At 72.0% G+C, this 18,725-nt stretch carries 16 protein-coding genes; all 16 read left to right on the top strand.

The window, feature by feature from the left end:
* Nucleotides 1–27: 27 nt before the first annotated feature.
* The gene (pyrR, locus tag ACTEI_RS26665) at nt 28–612 is read left to right on the top strand and encodes a bifunctional pyr operon transcriptional regulator/uracil phosphoribosyltransferase PyrR (protein WP_372443255.1); all 585 of its coding nucleotides are present in this window, start codon (nt 28–30) and stop codon (nt 610–612) included.
* On the top strand, nt 609–1,529 hold the full coding sequence (locus tag ACTEI_RS26660) for an aspartate carbamoyltransferase catalytic subunit (protein ID WP_122980165.1): 921 nt from the start codon (nt 609–611) through the stop codon (nt 1,527–1,529). Before pyrR ends, ACTEI_RS26660 begins: the two co-directional genes overlap by 4 nt.
* Nucleotides 1,526–2,794, top strand: a complete 1,269-nt coding sequence (locus tag ACTEI_RS26655; protein WP_122980164.1) for a dihydroorotase — start codon at nt 1,526–1,528, stop codon at nt 2,792–2,794. The genes ACTEI_RS26660 and ACTEI_RS26655 overlap by 4 nt, the downstream gene beginning before the upstream one ends.
* A complete protein-coding gene (gene carA / locus ACTEI_RS26650; protein WP_122980163.1) occupies nt 2,791–3,897 on the top strand; it encodes a glutamine-hydrolyzing carbamoyl-phosphate synthase small subunit in 1,107 nt (368 codons plus the stop codon). Before ACTEI_RS26655 ends, carA begins: the two co-directional genes overlap by 4 nt.
* Before the next feature lie 5 nt (nt 3,898–3,902).
* Entirely contained in the window at nt 3,903–7,220 is a 3,318-nt protein-coding gene (gene carB / locus ACTEI_RS26645) for a carbamoyl-phosphate synthase large subunit (RefSeq protein WP_122980162.1), read from the top strand.
* Nucleotides 7,221–7,272: 52 nt separating this feature from the next.
* Nucleotides 7,273–8,301, top strand: coding sequence for a quinone-dependent dihydroorotate dehydrogenase (locus tag ACTEI_RS26640; RefSeq protein ID WP_122980161.1), 1,029 nt, complete (start codon nt 7,273–7,275; stop codon nt 8,299–8,301).
* A complete protein-coding gene (locus ACTEI_RS26635; protein ID WP_122980160.1) occupies nt 8,298–9,572 on the top strand; it encodes an adenosylmethionine--8-amino-7-oxononanoate transaminase in 1,275 nt (424 codons plus the stop codon). The genes ACTEI_RS26640 and ACTEI_RS26635 overlap by 4 nt, the downstream gene beginning before the upstream one ends.
* Before the next feature lie 22 nt (nt 9,573–9,594).
* Complete coding sequence (gene pyrF, locus ACTEI_RS26630) at nt 9,595–10,425, top strand: orotidine-5'-phosphate decarboxylase (RefSeq protein WP_122980159.1); 831 nt, start codon at nt 9,595–9,597, stop codon at nt 10,423–10,425.
* Nucleotides 10,426–10,609: 184 nt separating this feature from the next.
* Entirely contained in the window at nt 10,610–10,927 is a 318-nt protein-coding gene (mihF, locus tag ACTEI_RS26625; protein ID WP_014693418.1) for an integration host factor, actinobacterial type, read from the top strand.
* Between the two features lie 32 nt (nt 10,928–10,959).
* Nucleotides 10,960–11,598, top strand: a complete 639-nt coding sequence (gene gmk / locus ACTEI_RS26620; protein WP_122982427.1) for a guanylate kinase — start codon at nt 10,960–10,962, stop codon at nt 11,596–11,598.
* 12 nt (nt 11,599–11,610) lie between these two features.
* Nucleotides 11,611–11,871, top strand: a complete 261-nt coding sequence (rpoZ, locus tag ACTEI_RS26615; protein ID WP_122980158.1) for a DNA-directed RNA polymerase subunit omega — start codon at nt 11,611–11,613, stop codon at nt 11,869–11,871.
* 72 nt (nt 11,872–11,943) lie between these two features.
* Entirely contained in the window at nt 11,944–13,158 is a 1,215-nt protein-coding gene (gene coaBC / locus ACTEI_RS26610) for a bifunctional phosphopantothenoylcysteine decarboxylase/phosphopantothenate--cysteine ligase CoaBC (RefSeq protein WP_122980157.1), read from the top strand.
* A gap of 42 nt (nt 13,159–13,200) precedes the next feature.
* Nucleotides 13,201–14,391, top strand: coding sequence for a methionine adenosyltransferase (gene metK, locus ACTEI_RS26605; protein WP_122980156.1), 1,191 nt, complete (start codon nt 13,201–13,203; stop codon nt 14,389–14,391).
* 510 nt (nt 14,392–14,901) lie between these two features.
* The gene (locus ACTEI_RS26600) at nt 14,902–17,178 is read left to right on the top strand and encodes a primosomal protein N' (protein WP_122980155.1); all 2,277 of its coding nucleotides are present in this window, start codon (nt 14,902–14,904) and stop codon (nt 17,176–17,178) included.
* A gap of 50 nt (nt 17,179–17,228) precedes the next feature.
* The gene (def, locus tag ACTEI_RS26595; RefSeq protein WP_122980154.1) at nt 17,229–17,786 is read left to right on the top strand and encodes a peptide deformylase; all 558 of its coding nucleotides are present in this window, start codon (nt 17,229–17,231) and stop codon (nt 17,784–17,786) included.
* A 4-nt stretch (nt 17,787–17,790) separates the two neighbouring features.
* Nucleotides 17,791–18,717: a methionyl-tRNA formyltransferase gene (gene fmt / locus ACTEI_RS26590; RefSeq protein ID WP_122980153.1), complete on the top strand. Its 927-nt coding sequence runs from the start codon at nt 17,791–17,793 to the stop codon at nt 18,715–18,717.
* The last annotated feature ends 8 nt before the right edge of the window (nt 18,718–18,725 follow it).

The raw sequence follows: 18,725 nt of genomic DNA, 5'->3' as shown, positions 1-18,725 counted from the left end.
GACCGACGTCCTTTAACGACCCGTCCCGTGAGGCGGGGAAGGAGGTCCGCCGTGGCTCAGCCACGCGCAGACGCGCCCAGCAAGATCATCCTCGAGGGCTCCGACCTGTCCCGGGTCGTCGACCGGATCGCCCACCAGATCCTGGAGAAGACCTCCGGCGCCACCGGCACGGTGCTTCTCGGCATCCCCACCCGCGGTGTCCCGCTGGCGCACCGCCTGGCCGCCCGGATCCACGCCTTCGAGGGCGTCGCGGTCCCGGTCGGCTCTCTCGACATCACGCTCTACCGCGACGACCTGCGGCTGAAGGCCACCCGCGCGCTCGGCAAGACCGAGCTGCCGTCCGGCGGCATCGACGGGCTGCGGGTGATCCTGGTCGACGACGTACTCTTCTCCGGCCGCTCGGTGCGCGCCGCCCTGGACGCGCTCAAGGACCTCGGCCGGCCCAGCTCGGTGCAGCTGGCGGTGCTGGTCGACCGCGGTCACCGGCAGTTGCCGATCCGCGCCGACTACGTCGGCAAGAACATCCCGACGGCGCTCAGCGAGAGCGTGAAGGTGACGCTCACCGAGATCGACAGCGCCGACGAGGTCAAGCTCATCGGAGGGCTCCAGTGATCAAGCATCTGCGCTCGGCCGCCGACCTGGACGCCGAGACCGCCACGCTGATCCTGGACACCGCCGCCGAGATGGCGTCGCTGTCCGGGCGCGAGGTGAAGAAACTGCCCGCGCTGCGCGGCCGGACCGTGGTGAACCTCTTCTACGAGGACTCCACCCGCACCCGGATCTCCTTCGAGGCGGCCGCCAAGCGGCTCTCCGCCGACGTCATCAACTTCTCCGCCAAGGGCTCCAGCGTCTCCAAGGGCGAGAGCCTCAAGGACACCGCGCTGACCCTGCAGGCGATGGGCGCCGACGCGGTGGTCATCCGGCACTCGGCCAGCGGCGCGCCGCACCGGCTGGCCGGCTGGGTGGACGGGTCGGTGGTGAACGCCGGCGACGGCACCCACGAGCACCCGACCCAGGCGCTGCTGGACGCGTACACGATGCGTTCGCGCCTGGGCCGCCTCGACGGCCTGAAGGTGGCGATCGTCGGCGACGTGCTGCACAGCCGGGTGGCCCGCTCCAACGTGCTGCTGCTGACCACGCTGGGCGCGCAGGTCACCCTGGTCGGTCCGCCCACCCTGATCCCGCTGGACGTCGCCGCGGCGCTGGCCGAGAAGACCCAGGTCTGCTACGACCTGGACGCGGTGCTGCCGGACAGCGACGTGGTGATGATGCTGCGGGTGCAGACCGAGCGGATGCAGGACTCCTACTTCCCGTCGGCGCGGGAGTACAGCCGCCGCTACGGGCTCGACGCGCCCCGCCTCCACAAGATGCCGGGGCACGCGATCGTCATGCACCCCGGCCCGATGAACCGCGGGATGGAGATCGCGCCCGAGGTGGCCGACTCACCCCGCTCCACGATCGTCGAACAGGTCGCCAACGGCGTCAGCGTCCGGATGGCCGTCCTCTACCTGCTCCTGGGAGGCAAGTGATGGCGTACCTGATCAAGGGCGTCTCGATTCTCGGCGCCGCGCCGACCGACCTGGCCGTCACCGACGGCCTGATCGCCGCCGAGCCGGCGAAGAACGCCGAGGTGATCGACGCGGCCGGTCTGGTCGCGCTGCCCGGTCTCGTCGACGTGCACACCCACCTGCGCGAGCCCGGCCGCGAGGACGCCGAGACGGTGCAGACCGGCTCGCGCGCCGCCGCGCTCGGCGGCTACACCGCGGTCTGCGCGATGGCCAACACCTCGCCGGTCGCCGACACCGCCGGCGTGGTCGAGCAGGTCTGGCGGCTGGGCCGGGAGGCCGGCCTGGTGGACGTGCAGCCGATCGGCGCGGTCACCATCGGGCTGGCCGGCAAGCAGCTCGCCGAGCTGGGCGCGATGGCCACCTCGGCGGCCGGCGTGCGGATCTTCTCCGACGACGGCTTCTGCGTCGCCGACCCGCGCCTGATGCGCCGGGCCCTGGAGTACGTGAAGGCGTTCGACGGCGTGATCGCCCAGCACGCCGAGGAGCCGCGGCTCACCGAGGGCGCGCAGATGCACGAGGGCGAGGTCAGCACCCGGCTCGGGCTGACCGGCTGGCCCGCGGTCGCCGAGGAGGCGATCATCGCCCGGGACGTGCTGCTGGCCGAGCACGTCGGCAGCCGCCTGCACGTCTGTCACGTCTCCACCGCCGGCTCGGTGGAGGTGCTGCGCCAGGCCAAGGCCCGCGGCGTGCGGGTGACCGCCGAGGTCACCCCGCACCACCTGCTGCTGACCGACGAGCTCGCCGCCGGCTACGACCCGGTCTTCAAGGTCAACCCCCCGTTGCGTACGGCCGGGGACGTCGCCGCCCTGCGCCAGGCGCTGCTGGACGGGGTGATCGACGTGGTCGCCACCGACCATGCCCCGCACGCGGTGCAGGACAAGGAGTGCGAGTGGTCGTACGCCCGTCCGGGAATGCTCGGCCTGGAGACCGCGCTGCCGATCATGCTGAGTGTCTTCGGCGAGAAGTGGGATCTGATCGCCGACCGGATGTCCGTCGCGCCGGCCCGGATCGCCCGGCTGGACGGGCACGGCGGCGACCTGACCAAGGCCGGCACGCCGGCCAACCTCACACTGGTGGACCCGTCGGCGCGCTGGGTGGTCGACCCGGGCGCTCTGGCGAGCCGCAGTCGGAACACGCCGTACGCGGGCATGACCCTGCCCGGTCGCATCGTGGCGACCTTCCTGCGGGGCGAAGCGACCGTGCTGGACGGGAAGGTAGTCAAGTGAGCAAGGCGATTCTGGTGCTGGAGGACGGTCGGACCTTCTCCGGCACCGCCTACGGCGCCGTGGGCGAGACGTTCGGCGAGGCGGTGTTCACCACCGGCATGACCGGCTACCAGGAGGTGCTCACCGACCCCTCGTTCCACAAGCAGGTCGTGGTGCAGACCGCGCCGCAGATCGGCAACACCGGGGTCAACGACGAGGACGACGAGTCGTCCCGGATCTGGGTCTCCGGCTACGTGGTGCGCGACCCGGCCCGCCGCCCCTCGAACTGGCGCTCCACGGGCGATTTGGGCGAGCGCCTGGCGGCCGAGGGCGTGGTCGGCATCAGCGGGGTCGACACCCGCGCGCTGACCCGGCACCTGCGCGAACGCGGCGCGATGCGGGTCGGCGTGTCCAGCGTCGACCTGGACCCGCAATCGCTGCTGGCCAAGGTGCGCAACCAGCCGCAGATGCTGGGCGCCGACCTCTCCGCCGAGGTGACCACCGCGCAGCGGTACACCGTCGCGGCCGAGGGCGAGCACCGCTACACGGTCGCCGCGCTGGACCTGGGCATCAAGCGCAACGTCGCCCGCCGCCTGGCGGCCCGCGGCGTGACCACGCACATCTTCCCGGCCTCCTCCTCGATCGAGGACCTGCTGGCGGTCGGCCCGGACGCGGTCTTCTTCTCGCCCGGCCCGGGCGACCCGGCCACCGCCGACGGCCCGGTCACGCTGGCCCGCGAGGTGATGCGCCGCGAGGTGCCGCTGTTCGGTATCTGTTTCGGCAGCCAGATCCTCGGCCGCGCGCTCGGCTTCGGCACCTACAAGCTCGGCTACGGCCACCGCGGCATCAACCAGCCGGTGCTCGACCGGACCACCGGCAAGGTCGAGGTGACCAGCCACAACCACGGGTTCGCCGTGGACGCCCCGCTGAACACCGTGATCGACACGGACTTCGGTGGCGTCGAGGTGTCCCACGTCTGCCTCAACGACAACGTGGTCGAAGGGCTGCGCGGCATCGACGTGCCCGCGTTCACCGTCCAGTACCACCCCGAGGCCGCCGCCGGCCCGCACGACGCCGACTACCTGTTCGACCGGTTCGTCGAGCTCGTCGAGAAGAAGGGCTGAAACACATGCCGAAGCGTGAGGATCTCAAGCATGTGATGGTGATCGGCTCCGGGCCGATCGTCATCGGCCAGGCCTGCGAGTTCGACTACTCCGGCACCCAGGCGTGCCGGGTGCTGCGCGCCGAGGGCATCCGGGTCTCGCTGGTCAACTCCAACCCGGCCACGATCATGACCGACCCGGAGTTCGCCGATGCCACCTACGTCGAGCCGATCACCCCGGAGTTCGTCGAGCTGGTCATCGCCAAGGAGCGCCCGGACGCGATCCTGCCCACCCTGGGCGGCCAGACCGCGCTGAACACCGCGGTCGCGCTGCACGAGAGCGGCGTGCTGGAGAAGTACGGCGTCGAGCTGATCGGCGCCAACATCGACGCCATCCGCAAGGGCGAGGACCGCCAGCTCTTCAAGGACATCGTCGCCAAGGCCGGCGGCGAGACCCCGCGCTCGCGGGTCTGCCACTCGATGGACGAGGTCCGCGAGACGGTCGCCAAGATCGGCCTGCCGGTCGTCATCCGCCCGTCGTTCACCATGGGCGGCCTGGGCTCCGGCATGGCGCACAGCGCCGAGGACCTGGAGCGGATCGCCGGCGCCGGGCTGGCCGCCTCCCCGGTGCACGAGGTGCTGATCGAGGAGAGCGTGCTCGGCTGGAAGGAGTACGAGCTCGAGCTGATGCGCGACCGCAACGACAACGTCGTGGTGGTCTGCTCGATCGAGAACATCGACCCGATGGGCGTGCACACCGGCGACAGCGTCACCGTCGCCCCGGCCATGACCCTCACCGACCGGGAGTACCAGCGGCTGCGCGACCTGGGCATCGCGGTGCTCCGCGAGGTCGGCGTGGACACCGGCGGCTGCAACATCCAGTTCGCGGTGAACCCGGACAACGGCCGGCTGATCGTGATCGAGATGAACCCGCGGGTGTCCCGCTCGTCGGCGCTGGCCTCGAAGGCCACCGGCTTCCCGATCGCCAAGATCGCCGCCAAGCTGGCCATCGGCTACACCCTGGACGAGATCCCGAACGACATCACCCTGCAGACCCCGGCCGCCTTCGAGCCGGCCCTGGACTACGTGGTCGTCAAGATCCCGCGGTTCGCGTTCGAGAAGTTCCCGGGCGCGGACAAGGAGCTGACCACCACGATGAAGTCGGTGGGCGAGGCGATGAGCCTGGGCCGCAACTTCGCCGAGGCGCTGAACAAGGCGATGCGCTCGATGGAGACCAAGGCCGGCGGCTTCTGGACCACCCCGGACCCGGACGAGACGCTCGAGGACGTGCTGGCCCAGCTGCGGGTGCCGCACGACGGACGGCTCTACACCGTCGAGCGGGCGCTGCGCCTGGGCGCCACGGTCGAGCAGGTGCACGAGGCCAGCGGCCGGATCGACCCGTGGTTCCTGGACGAGATCAAGGCCCTGGTCGACCTGCGCGCCGAGATCCTGGCCGCGCCGGTGCTGGACGAACAGCTGCTGCGCCGGGCGAAGCGCTCCGGGCTGTCCGACAAGCAGCTGGCCGTGCTGCGGCCGGAGCTGGCCGGCGAGGACGGGGTCCGGGCGCTGCGGCACCGGCTGGGAGTGCGGCCGGTCTACAAGACCGTGGACACCTGCGCGGCCGAGTTCGCGGCGAACACGCCCTACCACTACTCGTCGTACGACTCCGAGACCGAGGTCGCGCCGAGCGACCGGCCCAAGGTGCTGATCCTGGGCTCCGGCCCGAACCGGATCGGGCAGGGCATCGAGTTCGACTACTCCTGCGTGCACGCGGTGCAGGCGCTGCGGGGCGTCGACTACGAGACCGTGATGGTCAACTGCAACCCGGAGACGGTCTCCACCGACTACGACACCGCCGACCGGCTCTACTTCGAGCCGCTCACCTTCGAGGACGTCCTGGAGGTGTTCCACGCCGAGGACAGCAGCGGCCGGGCGGCCGGCGGACCCGGCGTGATCGGCGTGATCGTCCAGCTCGGCGGGCAGACCCCGCTGGGCCTGGCGAACCGGCTCAAGGCGGCCGGCGTGCCGATCGTCGGCACCTCGCCGGAGTCGATCGACCTGGCCGAGGACCGCGGGCTGTTCGGGGCGCTGCTGGCCGAGAACGGGCTGCGCTCGCCGGAGCACGGCACCGCCACCTCGTTCTCCGAGGCCAAGGCGATCGCCGACGCGATCGGCTACCCGGTGCTGGTGCGCCCGTCCTACGTCCTGGGTGGCCGCGGCATGGAGATCGTCTACGACGAGCCCACCCTGCGGGGCTACATCGAGCGGGCCACCGAGATCTCCCCGGACCACCCGGTGCTGGTCGACCGGTTCCTGGACGACGCCATCGAGATCGACGTGGACGCGCTCTGCGACGCCACCGGCGAGGTCTACCTGGGCGGCGTGATGGAGCACATCGAGGAGGCCGGCATCCACTCCGGCGACTCGGCCTGCTCGTTGCCGCCGATCACGCTCGCCGCCTCGCACATCGCCGAGGTCCGCCGCTACACCGAGGCGCTGGCCCGGGGCATCGGCGTGCGCGGCCTGATGAACGTGCAGTACGCGCTCAAGGACGAGGTGCTCTACGTCCTGGAGGCGAACCCGCGGGCGTCGCGGACGGTGCCGTTCGTCTCCAAGGCGACCGGGGTGCAGCTGGCCAAGGCGGCGGCCCGGATCATGCTCGGCGCGACCGTCGCCGAGCTGCGCGCCGAGGGCATGCTGATCCCGGACCGGGACGGCGGGTCGACCCCGCCGCACGCCCCGATCGCCATCAAGGAGGCGGTGCTGCCGTTCAAGCGGTTCCGCACGCTGGCCGGCAACAACGTGGACAGCCTGCTGAGCCCGGAGATGAAGTCGACCGGCGAGGTGATGGGCATCGACGCCGGCTTCGGTCAGGCGTTCGCCAAGTCGCAGGCCGCGGCGTACGGCTCGCTGCCGACCAGCGGCAAGATCTTCGTGTCCGTGGCGAACCGGGACAAGCGGGCGATGATCTTCCCGGCCAAGCGGCTCGCCGACCTGGGCTTCACCATCGTCACCACGGCCGGCACCGGCGAGGTGCTCAGCCGGTACGGCATCGACTGCGAGGTCGTCCCGAAGCACTACGAGAGCCCGGAACGCAACGCCGTCGAGCTGATCCTCGCCGGCGAGATCGCCCTGATCATCAACACGCCGCAGGGCTCGGGCGCCAGCGCCCGGCAGGACGGTTACGAGATTCGCAGCGCCGCGGTCACCGCGGACACCCCGTGCATCACCACGGTGCCCGGCGTGGCCGCCGCGGTGATGGGCATCGAGGCGCTGATGCGCGGCGACATGGCTGTGCGGCCGCTGCAGGAGCTGCACCGGGTGCTCCGGAGCGACCGGGCATGAGCAGCCACGACCTCGCCGCCGAGGGCCAGGAGGGCACACCGGTGATGGCACCGTGAGCCTCTTCGCCAGGGCCGTGCGGCCGGTGCTGTTCCGGCTCGGCGGCGGGGACGCCGAGACGGCGCACGAGTGGACCCTGCACCGGCTCGCCTCGATGCCGCCGGCCGCCCGGGAGGTGCTGCGCCGCCGGTACGCCTTCTCCGCCCCGGTGGAGGCGTTCGGCGTCCGCTTCCCGAACCGGGTCGGCCTGGCCGCCGGGATGGACAAGAACGGCCTCGCGCTGCCCGCCTGGTCCGCGCTCGGCTTCGGCTTCGTCGAGGTGGGCACGGTCACCGCCAAGGCGCAGCCGGGCAACGACAAGCCGCGCCTGTTCCGCCTCCGGGAGAGCGAGGCGATCATCAACCGGATGGGCTTCAACAACGCCGGCGCGGCCGCCCTGGCCGACCGCCTGGCGCGGCTGGGCCCGATCGGTGTGCCGCTCGGGGTGTCGCTGGGCAAGTCCAAGGTCACCCCGCTGGAGGACGCGGTCGAGGACTATCTGGAGTCCTACCGGCTGCTGCACCCGTACGCGGACTACATCGCGGTCAACGTCTCGTCGCCGAACACCCCGGGCCTGCGCGCCCTGCAGGACCGGGACTCGATCGAGGCGCTGCTGACGGCGCTGCGCGGCCCGGTGCCGGTGCTGGTGAAGATCGCCCCGGACCTGAGCGAGCCGGCCATCGCCGAGCTGCTGGAGGTGTGCCTGGAGCACGGCGCGGCCGGTCTCATCGCCACCAACACCACCCTCGCCCGGGACGGGCTCGTCCCGGGCGAGAAGCACCTGGCCGCCGAGACCGGCGGGCTCTCCGGCAAGCCGCTCACCGAGCGCGCCCGGGCGGTGGTCCGGTTCGTGCACGACGAGACCGGCGGGCGGCTGCCGATCATCGGAGTGGGCGGGATCATGTCGGCCGACGACGCCTCCCGGATGCTGGACGCCGGCGCCACGCTGGTACAGCTCTACTCCGGGTTCATCTACAAGGGTCCGGACCTGGTCCGGGCGGTCGCGCAGGGCGCCCGCCCGGCCCGTTCGCCCGCGGTGCGATGAGCCGGGCCGAGCGCGACCTGCTTGCGCTCGACCGGGCGCACGTCTGGCACCCGTACGGGCCGATGCCCGGCCGCAGCGACCCCTACCTGGTGCAGAGCGCGGCCGGGGTCCGGCTGCGGCTGGCCGACGGCCGGGAGCTGGTCGACGGCATGTCGTCCTGGTGGGCGGCGGTGCACGGCTACCGGCACCCGGTGCTGGACGCCGCGCTGGCCGAGCAGGCCGGCCGGATGAGCCACGTGATGTTCGGCGGGCTCACCCACGAGCCGGCGGTCACCCTGGCCGCCAGGCTCGTCGAGCTCACCCCGCCCGGGCTGGAGCACGTCTTCCTCTGCGACTCCGGCTCGGTCGGCGTCGAGGTGGCGATCAAGATGGCGTTGCAGGCGCAGCGGGCGCTCGGCCGCCCGGGCCGGCGCCGGCTGGCCACCTGGCGCGGCGGGTACCACGGCGACACCTTCCACCCGATGAGCGTGTGCGACCCGGTCGGCGGGATGCACGCGCTCTGGACCGGGGTGCTGCCGGCGCAGATCTTCGCCGGGCCGCCGCCGGCCCGGTTCGACCCGGACTACGCCGACTCACTGGTGACGATGATCGAGCGGCACGCGGACGAGCTGGCCGCGGTGATCGTCGAGCCGGTCGTGCAGGGCGCCGGCGGGATGCGCTTCCATCATCCGGAGTACCTGCGGGTGCTGCGGGACGCCACGGCGGCGCACGGCGTCTTCCTGATCTTCGACGAGATCGCCACCGGCTTCGGCCGGACCGGGCGGTTCTTCGCCGCCGAGCACGCCGGGGTGAGCCCGGACATCATGTGCCTGGGCAAGGCGCTCACCGGTGGCTATCTGACGCTGGCGGCCACGCTGTGCACCCCGGAGGTGGCCGAGGCGATCTCGGCCGGGGAGGGCGGCGGCCTGGCGCACGGGCCGACGTTCATGGGCAATCCGCTCGCGTGCGCGGTGGCGAACGCCTCGCTGGGGCTGCTCGGCGACGGCGGGTGGGCGCACCGGGTACGGGAGATCGAGAACCGGCTGACGGACGGCCTGGAGCCGCTGCGCACCGCGCCGGGCGTCGCGGACGTACGCGTGCTCGGCGCGATCGGCGTGGTCCAGCTGGACCACCCGGTGGACCTGCCGCGGGCCACCGCGGCCGCGGTGGCGCGGGGAGTCTGGCTGCGGCCGTTCCGGGATCTGATCTACACCATGCCGCCGTACGTCACGGACGACGCCGACATGGCCCGCATCACCGCGGGAATCGCCGCCGCGGTGGCGGCCGGCTGACACAGGAGAGTGATCGAGGTAGATGGAGACCTTCGGCGAACGACTGCACGAGGCGATCGCCCAGCGGGGCCCGCTGTGCGTCGGCATCGATCCGCACGCCGCGCTGCTGGCCCGCTGGGGCCTCTCCGACGACGTGGCGGGCCTGGAACGTTTCGCCCGTACGGTGGTCGAGGCGCTGGCCGATCGGGTGGCCGTTCTGAAGCCACAGTCGGCGTTTTTTGAGAGATTTGGGTCACGTGGCATCGCGATTCTTGAGTCAACTATCCGACAGTCACGAGAGGCCGGCGCGCTTGTCCTGCTGGACGTGAAGCGGGGCGACATCGGCTCGACGATGGCCGCGTACGCGTCCGCGTACCTGGATCCGTCCAGCACGCTGCGCTCTGATGCGATTACTGTCAGTCCCTACCTCGGTGTCGGCTCGTTGCGGCCCGCATTCGATCTCGCGGCCTCCACGGGCGCCGGAATTTTCGTTCTCGCGCTGACGTCCAACCCCGAGGGGCCGTCCGTGCAGCACGCCGTCGCGCCTGGTGGGAAGACCGTGGCGCAGACCGTGATCGACGAGATTTCCCAGCTCAATGCGGGTGCGAGTCCACTCGGAAGTTTCGGTCTCGTGGTCGGCGCGACGATCGGCGAGACCGGGCACGAGCTGTCGGAGGTCAACGGCCCGCTGCTCGCGCCGGGCCTCGGAGCGCAGGGCGCGACCCCGGCCGACCTGCGTGCGGTCTTCGGCAAGAGCCTGCACACCGTGTTGCCGTCGTACTCACGTGAAGTTCTCGCCGCCGGCCCGGAAATCGCCGATCTGCGGGCCGCCGCGGAGCGCGTCCTGGCCGACTGCCGCGCCGCGCTCGGGTGAAACAGCCTGCGTACCAGGGTGGCGATCCGGCCGATGCGGGGTACCCCCACGTTGCCGAATGCGCCGTTGACCGCTAGTTTTCCCGGCGCCGGGAACCACATGCCCCTTTGGTTCCCTGGCACACCACGTTTCACAGAAGCGCCGGTATTGAACTACCGCCGCGATAGGGACCTGAGGAGAACTGGTGCCGCTCCCGTCACTGAGCCCCGAGCAGCGCGCTGCCGCGCTGGAGAAGGCTGCGGAAGTTCGCAAGGCTCGGGCTGAGCTGAAGGAACAGCTCAAGTCCGGCAAGACCACCCTCGCCGCCGTGCTCGACCGCGCGGAGGCCGACGAGGTCGTCGGCAAGCTGAAGGTCTCGGCCGTGCTTCAGGCGCTGCCGGGCATCGGCAAGATCCGGGCGACCCAGATCATGGAGAAGCTGAAGATCGCCGAGAGCCGCCGGCTCCGGGGTCTCGGCGACCAGCAGCGCAAGGCCCTCCTGGGGGAGTTCGCTGCGAACTGACTCATCGGCTCGTGTAGGAATGAGCCGTGAGCATGGATGACGACGCGCGCCCGGCAGCCCGCCTCACCGTCCTGTCCGGCCCCTCCGGGGTCGGCAAGGACAGCGTGATCGAGCTGATCCGGGCGCGCTCGCCTTGGATCCGGTTGTCGGTGTCGGTCACGACACGCAAGAAGCGCGACTACGAGACCGACGGCGAGCACTATCACTTCGTGACCCGGTCCGAGTTCCAGCGCCTGATCGACGGCGATCAGCTGCTGGAGTGGGCGGAGTTCGCGGGCAACCTCTACGGCACCCCACGCGCCCAGGTCGAGGGCTGGCTCCAACAGGGCCGGCCCGTTCTGTTGAAGATCGATCTGCAGGGCGCCCGGCAGGTGCGGGCGGCGATGCCGGACGCGCAGCTGGTCTTCCTGGCCCCGCCCAGCAAGGAGGAGCTGCAGCGGCGCCTCATCGGGCGCGGGACCGACGACGAGGAGACCATCCGCCGCCGGCTGGCCCACGCGGACGAGGAGCTGGCCGCCGAGGCGGAGTTCGACGTCACCGTGGTGAACGACTTCGTCGAGCGGGCCGCTGACGAGCTGGTAGGCTTGCTCGGTTCGTCATACTTAGCGCCGGCCTCGCTCCTGGGGCCAGCTGCTTCTCTGTCAGGGCCAGCTTCAGCACACGAGCATTAAGGATTTTCACAAGTGGGAACTGTCGCCAACCCCGAGGGCATCACCAACCCCCCGATCGACGAGCTGCTGGACAAGACCTCGTCGAAGTACTCGCTGGTGATCTTCGCGGCCAAGCGCGCCCGCCAGGTCAACGCCTACTACAGCCAGCTCGGTGAGGGTCTGCTCGAATACGTCGGGCCCCTGGTCGAGACGACGCCGCAGGAGAAGCCGCTCTCCATCGCGATGCGGGAGATCAACGCCGGTCTGCTGACCGCCGAGTCGACCGACCACTGATCGTTGTGAAACGTGCGATCCCGCGTCCGAGGCTACGGGCGCGGGATCGACTGCTGTCTGAGGTGAGGTCAGGTGCCCGAGGTCGTCCTGGGAGTGTGCGGCGGCATCGCCGCGTACAAGGCCTGTGAGCTGCTCCGGTTGTTCACCGAGTCGGGGCACGGCGTGCGGGTCGTGCCGACCGCCTCGGCGCTGAGGTTCGTCGGCGAGCCGACCTGGGCCGCGCTGTCCAACCGCCCGGTCGCCACCGAGGTCTGGGACGACGCCCACGAGGTGCCGCACGTGCGCATCGGCCGGGCCGCCGAACTGGTCGTGGTCGCCCCGGCGACCGCCGACATCCTGGCCAAGGCCGCCCACGGCATCGCCGACGACCTGCTCACCAACACGCTGCTCACCGCCACGTGCCCGGTGGTCTACGCGCCGGCCATGCACACCGAGATGTGGGAGAACCCGGCGACCCGGGCCAACGTCGCGACCCTGCGCTCGCGCGGGGCGATCGTCATCGAGCCGGCCGTCGGCCGGCTGACCGGCCGGGACACCGGCAAGGGCCGCCTGCCGGAGCCGGCGGCGATCTTCGAGTACGCCCTGCGGGTGCTCCGCGCGCGCCGCCGTGACCTCGCCGGCCGGCACGTGGTGGTCACCGCGGGCGGCACCCGGGAGCCGCTCGACCCGGTGCGTTTCCTCGGCAACCGTTCGTCCGGCAAGCAGGGGTACGCGCTGGCCCGCGCCGCCCTGGCCCGCGGCGCGCGGGTGACGCTGATCGCGGCGAACGTGACGCTGCCCGACCCGGCCGGCGCGGATGTGCTCCGGGTGGGCACCACCGAGGAGCTGCGCAAGGCCACCGTCGAGGCGGCCGCCGGGGCGGATATCGTGGTGATGGCGGCCGCGCCGGCCGACTTCCGTCCGGCCACCGTCGCCGAGCAGAAGATCAAGAAGACCGACGGCGGCGCCCCCGACCCGATCACCCTGGTCACGAACCCGGACATCGCCGCCGAGCTCGGCGCCGCCAAGGGTCCCGGTCAGGTGCTCGTGGCGTTCGCCGCGGAGACACACGGCGCGTTGGAACACGCCCGGCAGAAAATGGTCAGAAAACGGGCGGATCTCATCGTCGTCAACGAGGTCGGCGCCGACCGGGTCTTCGGCCAGGACCGCAACACGGTGACTGTGCTCGGCGCGGACGGCTCCGCCGAGGCTCTCGACGAACTCTCCAAAGACGATGTGGCGGATAGGATCTTCGACCACGTGGTGGTCCAGCTGGATGGACAGGTCGGCGGCGGTCCGCAAGTCTGATTAAATTTCCGCGTTACCTGTATTCGACAACTGAGGAGCACCGTGGCACGCCGCCTGTTCACTTCCGAGTCGGTCACGGAAGGCCACCCGGACAAGATCGCTGACCAGATCAGCGACGGGATTCTCGACGCCCTGCTCGCCCAGGACCCGCGCAGCCGCGTCGCGGTCGAGACCCTGATCACCACCGGCCAGGTGCACGTAGCGGGCGAGGTCACCACGCAGGCCTACGCCGACATCCCCAGCATCGTGCGCGACACCATCCTGCGGATCGGTTACGACTCGTCGAAGAAGGGCTTCGACGGCGCGTCGTGCGGCGTGAGTGTCTCCATCGGCTCGCAGTCACCGGACATCGCGCAGGGCGTGGACAGCGCCCTGGAGCTGCGCGAGGGCGACTCCGAGCACATCCTGGACCAGCAGGGCGCCGGCGACCAGGGCATGATGTTCGGCTTCGCCTGCTCGGAGACGCCCGAGCTGATGCCGCTGCCGATCGCCCTGGCGCACCGGCTGGCGCGCCGGCTGTCCGCCGCCCGCAAGGACGGCACGATCCCGTACCTGCGGCCCGACGGCAAGACCCAGGTCACCATCGAGTACGACGGCCTGCGCCCGGTCCGCCTGGACACCGTCGTGGTGTCCTCGCAGCACGCCGCCGACATCTCGCTGGAGTCGCTGCTGACCCCCGACGTGCGCGAGCACGTGATCGGCCCCGAGCTCGACGGCCTCGACCTCGACACCCGCGACTACCGGCTGCTGGTCAACCCGACCGGCCGCTTCGAGATCGGCGGCCCGATGGGCGACGCCGGCCTGACCGGCCGCAAGATCATCGTCGACACGTACGGCGGTTACGCCCGGCACGGCGGCGGCGCCTTCTCCGGCAAGGACCCGTCCAAGGTGGACCGCTCGGCGGCGTACGCGATGCGCTGGGTGGCCAAGAACGTGGTCGCCGCCGGCCTCGCCGAGCGGTGCGAGACCCAGGTCGCGTACGCGATCGGCAAGGCGCACCCGGTCAGCCTCTTCGTCGAGACGTTCGGCACCGAGAACGTGCCGGTCGAGCGGATCGAGAAGGCCATCAAGGAGGTCTTCGACCTGCGGCCGGCCGCGATCATCCGCGACCTGGACCTGCTCCGGCCGATCTACCAGCAGACCGCTGCCTACGGCCACTTCGGCCGGGAGCTGCCGGACCTGCGGTGGGAGAGCACCGACCGGGCCCAGGATCTGAAGAACGCCGCTTCCTGATCGGTTCGTTGGTAGGCCGGCGTCCCCGTGTGGTCGGGGGCGCCGGCTTTTTTCGTGCCTGTGGGCTGGGTTGTGGTCGGTCGGGGTGGGCTGGGCCTGGGGGTGGCTTGGTTTGTAGCTGCGATTGCGGTCTGGGTGTGTGGAGGTTCGTCGGGAGCGGGGTTAGTTCGCGGTGGGTCGCGGTCTCCTGGCGGGCCGGGTGCCCGGCTGGTGCTCAAGGTCGTTATTCGTCCTTGATAACGACCTTGAGCATCAGCCGGAGTGGGTCGGCTGGTGTCGAGGGTGGCATGGGTTTGGCGGTCCCGGTGCGCGCCGGCTCGGTGGATGGGTGGCGTTAGGGACGGTTGTCCGTTCCGGGTGGAGGTGATCCGTCGGATGGTCGGTTTCCGGACATCGTCGAGGTCGATCTGGGCGACGAGACGGTGAGCTGTCCGCGGCGCTGGCGCGGCACCCCTCCGCGCGGGTTGATCTTGTGGGAAGTGTCGGGGGATGCGGGCACAATGTTCGGCGATGGCGACCAAGGGTGTGCGTGCGGAGCGGGAGCCGGCGGAACGACTGCCGGTGGCCCGGGTGTGTGTCGACGTCCAGCTGCCGCATCTTGATCGCCCGTTCGACTATCTGGTCGCCAGCGCCGACGACGAGGCCGCGCAGCCGGGAGTGCGGGTCAAGGTGCGGTTCGCCGGGCAGCTGGTGAGCGGCTTCCTGCTCGCCCGAGCCGAGGCGTCCGAGCATCAGGGCAGGCTGGCGTACCTGGAAAGGGTGGTCTCCCCGGAGCGGGTGCTCGACCCGGAGGTGGCGCGGCTGGCCAGGGCCGTCGCCGACCGCTATGCCGGCAGCCTCGCCGACGTGCTGCGCCTCGCGGTCCCGCCACGGCATGCCCGGGTGGAGGCGCAGGCCGCCAGTGCGGCGGCCGGCCCGGACGGGGCCGCGACCGGCGCCGGCGCTGGCGTCCGTCCGCGGGTTTCCGCTGCGGGTGCCGACTCGGCCGGGGCCTCGCCGGTGGCCGGCGATGTCGCTACGGCCGGTGATGTCGCTACGGCCGGTGATGTCGCTACCGCCGGGGATGCCGCTACGGGCGGGGATGACGGTGTGGCTGGTGATGCCGCTACAGGCGCCGATGCCGGTGTGGCCGGCGGTGCCGCTACCGCGGACGATGACCGTGGGGCGGGTACGGGTGGCGCGGTCGCCACGGGCGGTGTGGCCATTGCCGGCGGTGCTGCCCCCACCGGCGGCGGGGTCGCCGGTGGCTGGGACTCGTACGTCGCGGGCCCGGCCTATCTCCGCGCGCTCCAGGAGGGCCGGCCGGCTCGGGCGGTGTGGTCGGCGCTGCCGGGGGAGGACTGGCCGGTCCGGATCGCGGAGGCCGCCGCCGCGACGGTGCGGGGTGGCCGGGGCGTGGTGATCGTGGTGGCCGACGCGCGGGACCTGGAGCGGGTCGACCGGGCGCTGGGGCGGGTGCTCGGGCCGGACCGGCACGTCGCGCTGAACGCGGCGCTCGGCCCGGCGGAGCGGTACCGCCGGTTCCTGGCGGCCAGCCGGCACCAGGTCGCGGTGGTTGCCGGCACCCGGGCGGCGATGTGGGCCCCGGTGGCGCGGCTCGGGCTGGTGGTGATCTGGGACGACGGGGACGACCTGCACTCCGAGCCCCGATCGCCGTACCCGCACGCCCGGGAGGTGCTGCTCACCCGGGCGCAGCTCGTCGACTGCGCGGCGCTGGTCGGGGGCTTCGCGCGTACCGGGGAGGGGCAGCTGCTGCTGGAGACCGGATGGGCCCGGGAGATCGCCGCGGAGCGCGCGGTGCTGCGGCGGCGTCAGCCGGCGATCTCGCCGACCGGCGACGACCCGCAGCTGGCCCGCGATCCCGGCGCGGTGACCGCCCGGCTGCCCAGCCTGGCCTGGCAGGCGGCCCGGCAGGCGTTGCAGGCCGGCGCCCCGGTGCTGGTCCAGGTGCCGAGGCGCGGATACCTGCCCTCGGTGGCGTGCGCGGAGTGCCGGAACCCGGCCCGCTGCCCGGCCTGTTCCGGGCCGCTGGCCCTGCACAACTTGCGGGACGTGCCGGTCTGCCGGTGGTGCGGGCGGTCGTTCCCGGCGTACACCTGCCAGGTCTGCGGCGAGCGGCGGCTGCGGGCCTCGGTGATCGGGGCCCGGCGTACGGCGGAGGAGCTGGGCCGGGCGTTCCCCGGTGTGCCGGTGCGCACGTCCGGGCGCGACGAGATCTTGGACACGGTTCCCGGTGAGCCGGCGATGGTGGTGGCCACCCCCGGGGCCGAGCCGGTGGCCGAGGGCGGCTACGGCACGGTGCTGCTGCTGGACACCTGGGCGCTGCTGAGCCGGGCCGACCTGCGCGCCGCCGAGGAGACGATGCGGCGCTGGCTGAACGCGTCCGCGCTGGCCCGGCCCGCCCCGGCGGGGGGCCGGGTGATCGTGGTGGCGGACGGCTCGCTGGCCCCGGTGCAGGCGCTGCTGCGCTGGGACCCGGGCTGGTTCGCCGCACGTGAGCTGGCCGAACGCCGTGAGCTGGGCTTCCCGCCCGCGGCCCGGATGGCCAGCGTGACCGGCCCGGCGCCGGCGGTCGCCGAGCTGCTGACGATCGCCGACCTGCCGGACGGCGCCGAGCAGCTCGGCCCGGTCCCGGCCGGCGACGAGCAGGAGCGGATGCTGCTCCGGGTGGCCCGGTCCCGGGCGCTGGACCTGGCGCGCGCCCTGCACGTGGCGGCCGGGGTGCGCAGCGCGCGTAAGGCGGCCGTCGCGGTGCGCATCCAGGTGGACCCGGCCGACCTCTTCTAGGTCCGTAGACTGTTTCCCAGCCGTTTCCCTGTCTGAGGAGTTCCGCTTCAGTGACCGTCCAGCCCATCCGTCTTTTCGGTGATCCGGTGCTGCGCACCGAGGCCGACCCGGTCGTCGATTTCGACGTCGAGCTCCGCAAGCTGGTCAAGGACCTCACCGACACCATGCTGGACGAGGGCGGCGCCGGTCTGGCCGCCCCGCAGCTCGGGGTCGGCCTGCGGGTGTTCACCTTCGATGTCGACGACGTGGTCGGGCACATCGTCAACCCGGTGCTGTCGTTCCCGGACGACGAGGAGCAGGACGGCCCGGAGGGCTGCCTCTCCATCCCGGGCATCTACATCGACACCAAGCGCCGGCAGAACGTCGTGGCGAACGGCTTCAACGAGTACGGCGACCCGATCCAGCTGGTCGGCACCGGGCTGATGGCGCGGTGCGTGCAGCACGAGACCGATCACCTGGACGGCGTGCTGTTCCTGGACCGGTTGGACGCGGCCGCGCGCAAGGAAGCGATGAAGCAGATCCGCTCCGCGGAGTGGTACGACGCGGCCAAGCCCCCGACGATCAAGGAGAGCCCGCACGGCCGGGGCATCTTCGGCCTGGGGCGGTGAGCTGATGCGCCTGGTCTTCGCCGGCACGCCCGAGGTGGCGCTGCCCAGCCTGGACGCGATCGCCGCGTCCGGGCACGAACTGGTCGCCGTGGTGACCCGGCCGGACGCCCCGGCCGGGCGAGGCCGCCGCCTGGTGCGCTCACCGGCCGGCGCGTGGGCCGACGAACGGGGCATCGAGGTGCTCACCCCGGAGAAACCGCGCGACCCGGAGTTCCAGCAGCGGCTGCGCGAGCTGGCGCCGGACTGTGTGCCGGTGGTGGCGTACGGCGCGCTGGTGCCCCCGTCCGCCCTGGAGATCCCCAAGCACGGCTGGGTGAACCTGCACTTCTCGCTGCTGCCGGCCTGGCGCGGTGCGGCGCCCGTGCAGCACGCTGTGCTGCACGGTGACGAGGTGACCGGCGCCAGCGTCTTCGAGCTGGAGGCGGGTCTGGACACCGGCCCGGTGTACGGCACGGTCACCGACCAGATCCGGTTCAACGACACCTCCGGCGACCTGCTGGAGCGCCTCGCCCACGAGGGCGCCGGGCTGCTCGTCGCGGTGCTCGACGCGATCGAGGCGGGCACCGCGCGGGCGCATCCGCAGCCGCACGACGGGGTCAGCCTGGCACCGAAACTCACCGCCGAGGACGCGCGGATCCGCTGGAGCGACCCGGCGTTCGCGGTGGACCGGCGGATCCGGGCGTGCACCCCGGCGCCGGGCGCGTGGACGACACTGCGCGGCGACCGGCTCAAGCTGGGCCCGGTCCGCCCCGTAGCGAACGCCCCGCACCTTCCGCCGGGCGAGCTGCGGGTGGAGCGCACCCAGGTGCTGGCCGGCACCGCGACCACGCCGGTGCAACTGGGCGAGGTCCGCGCGGCCGGCAAGAAACCGATGGCCGCGACCGACTGGGCGCGCGGCATGCGTATCGAGGCAGGGGAAAAACTGGCGTGACGGACTGC

The organism is Actinoplanes teichomyceticus ATCC 31121, assembly GCF_003711105.1.
GTDB lineage: Bacteria > Actinomycetota > Actinomycetes > Mycobacteriales > Micromonosporaceae > Actinoplanes > Actinoplanes teichomyceticus.
Note: the sequence above shows the minus strand (reverse complement) of the source record. Positions and strands in the feature narration are given on the sequence as shown.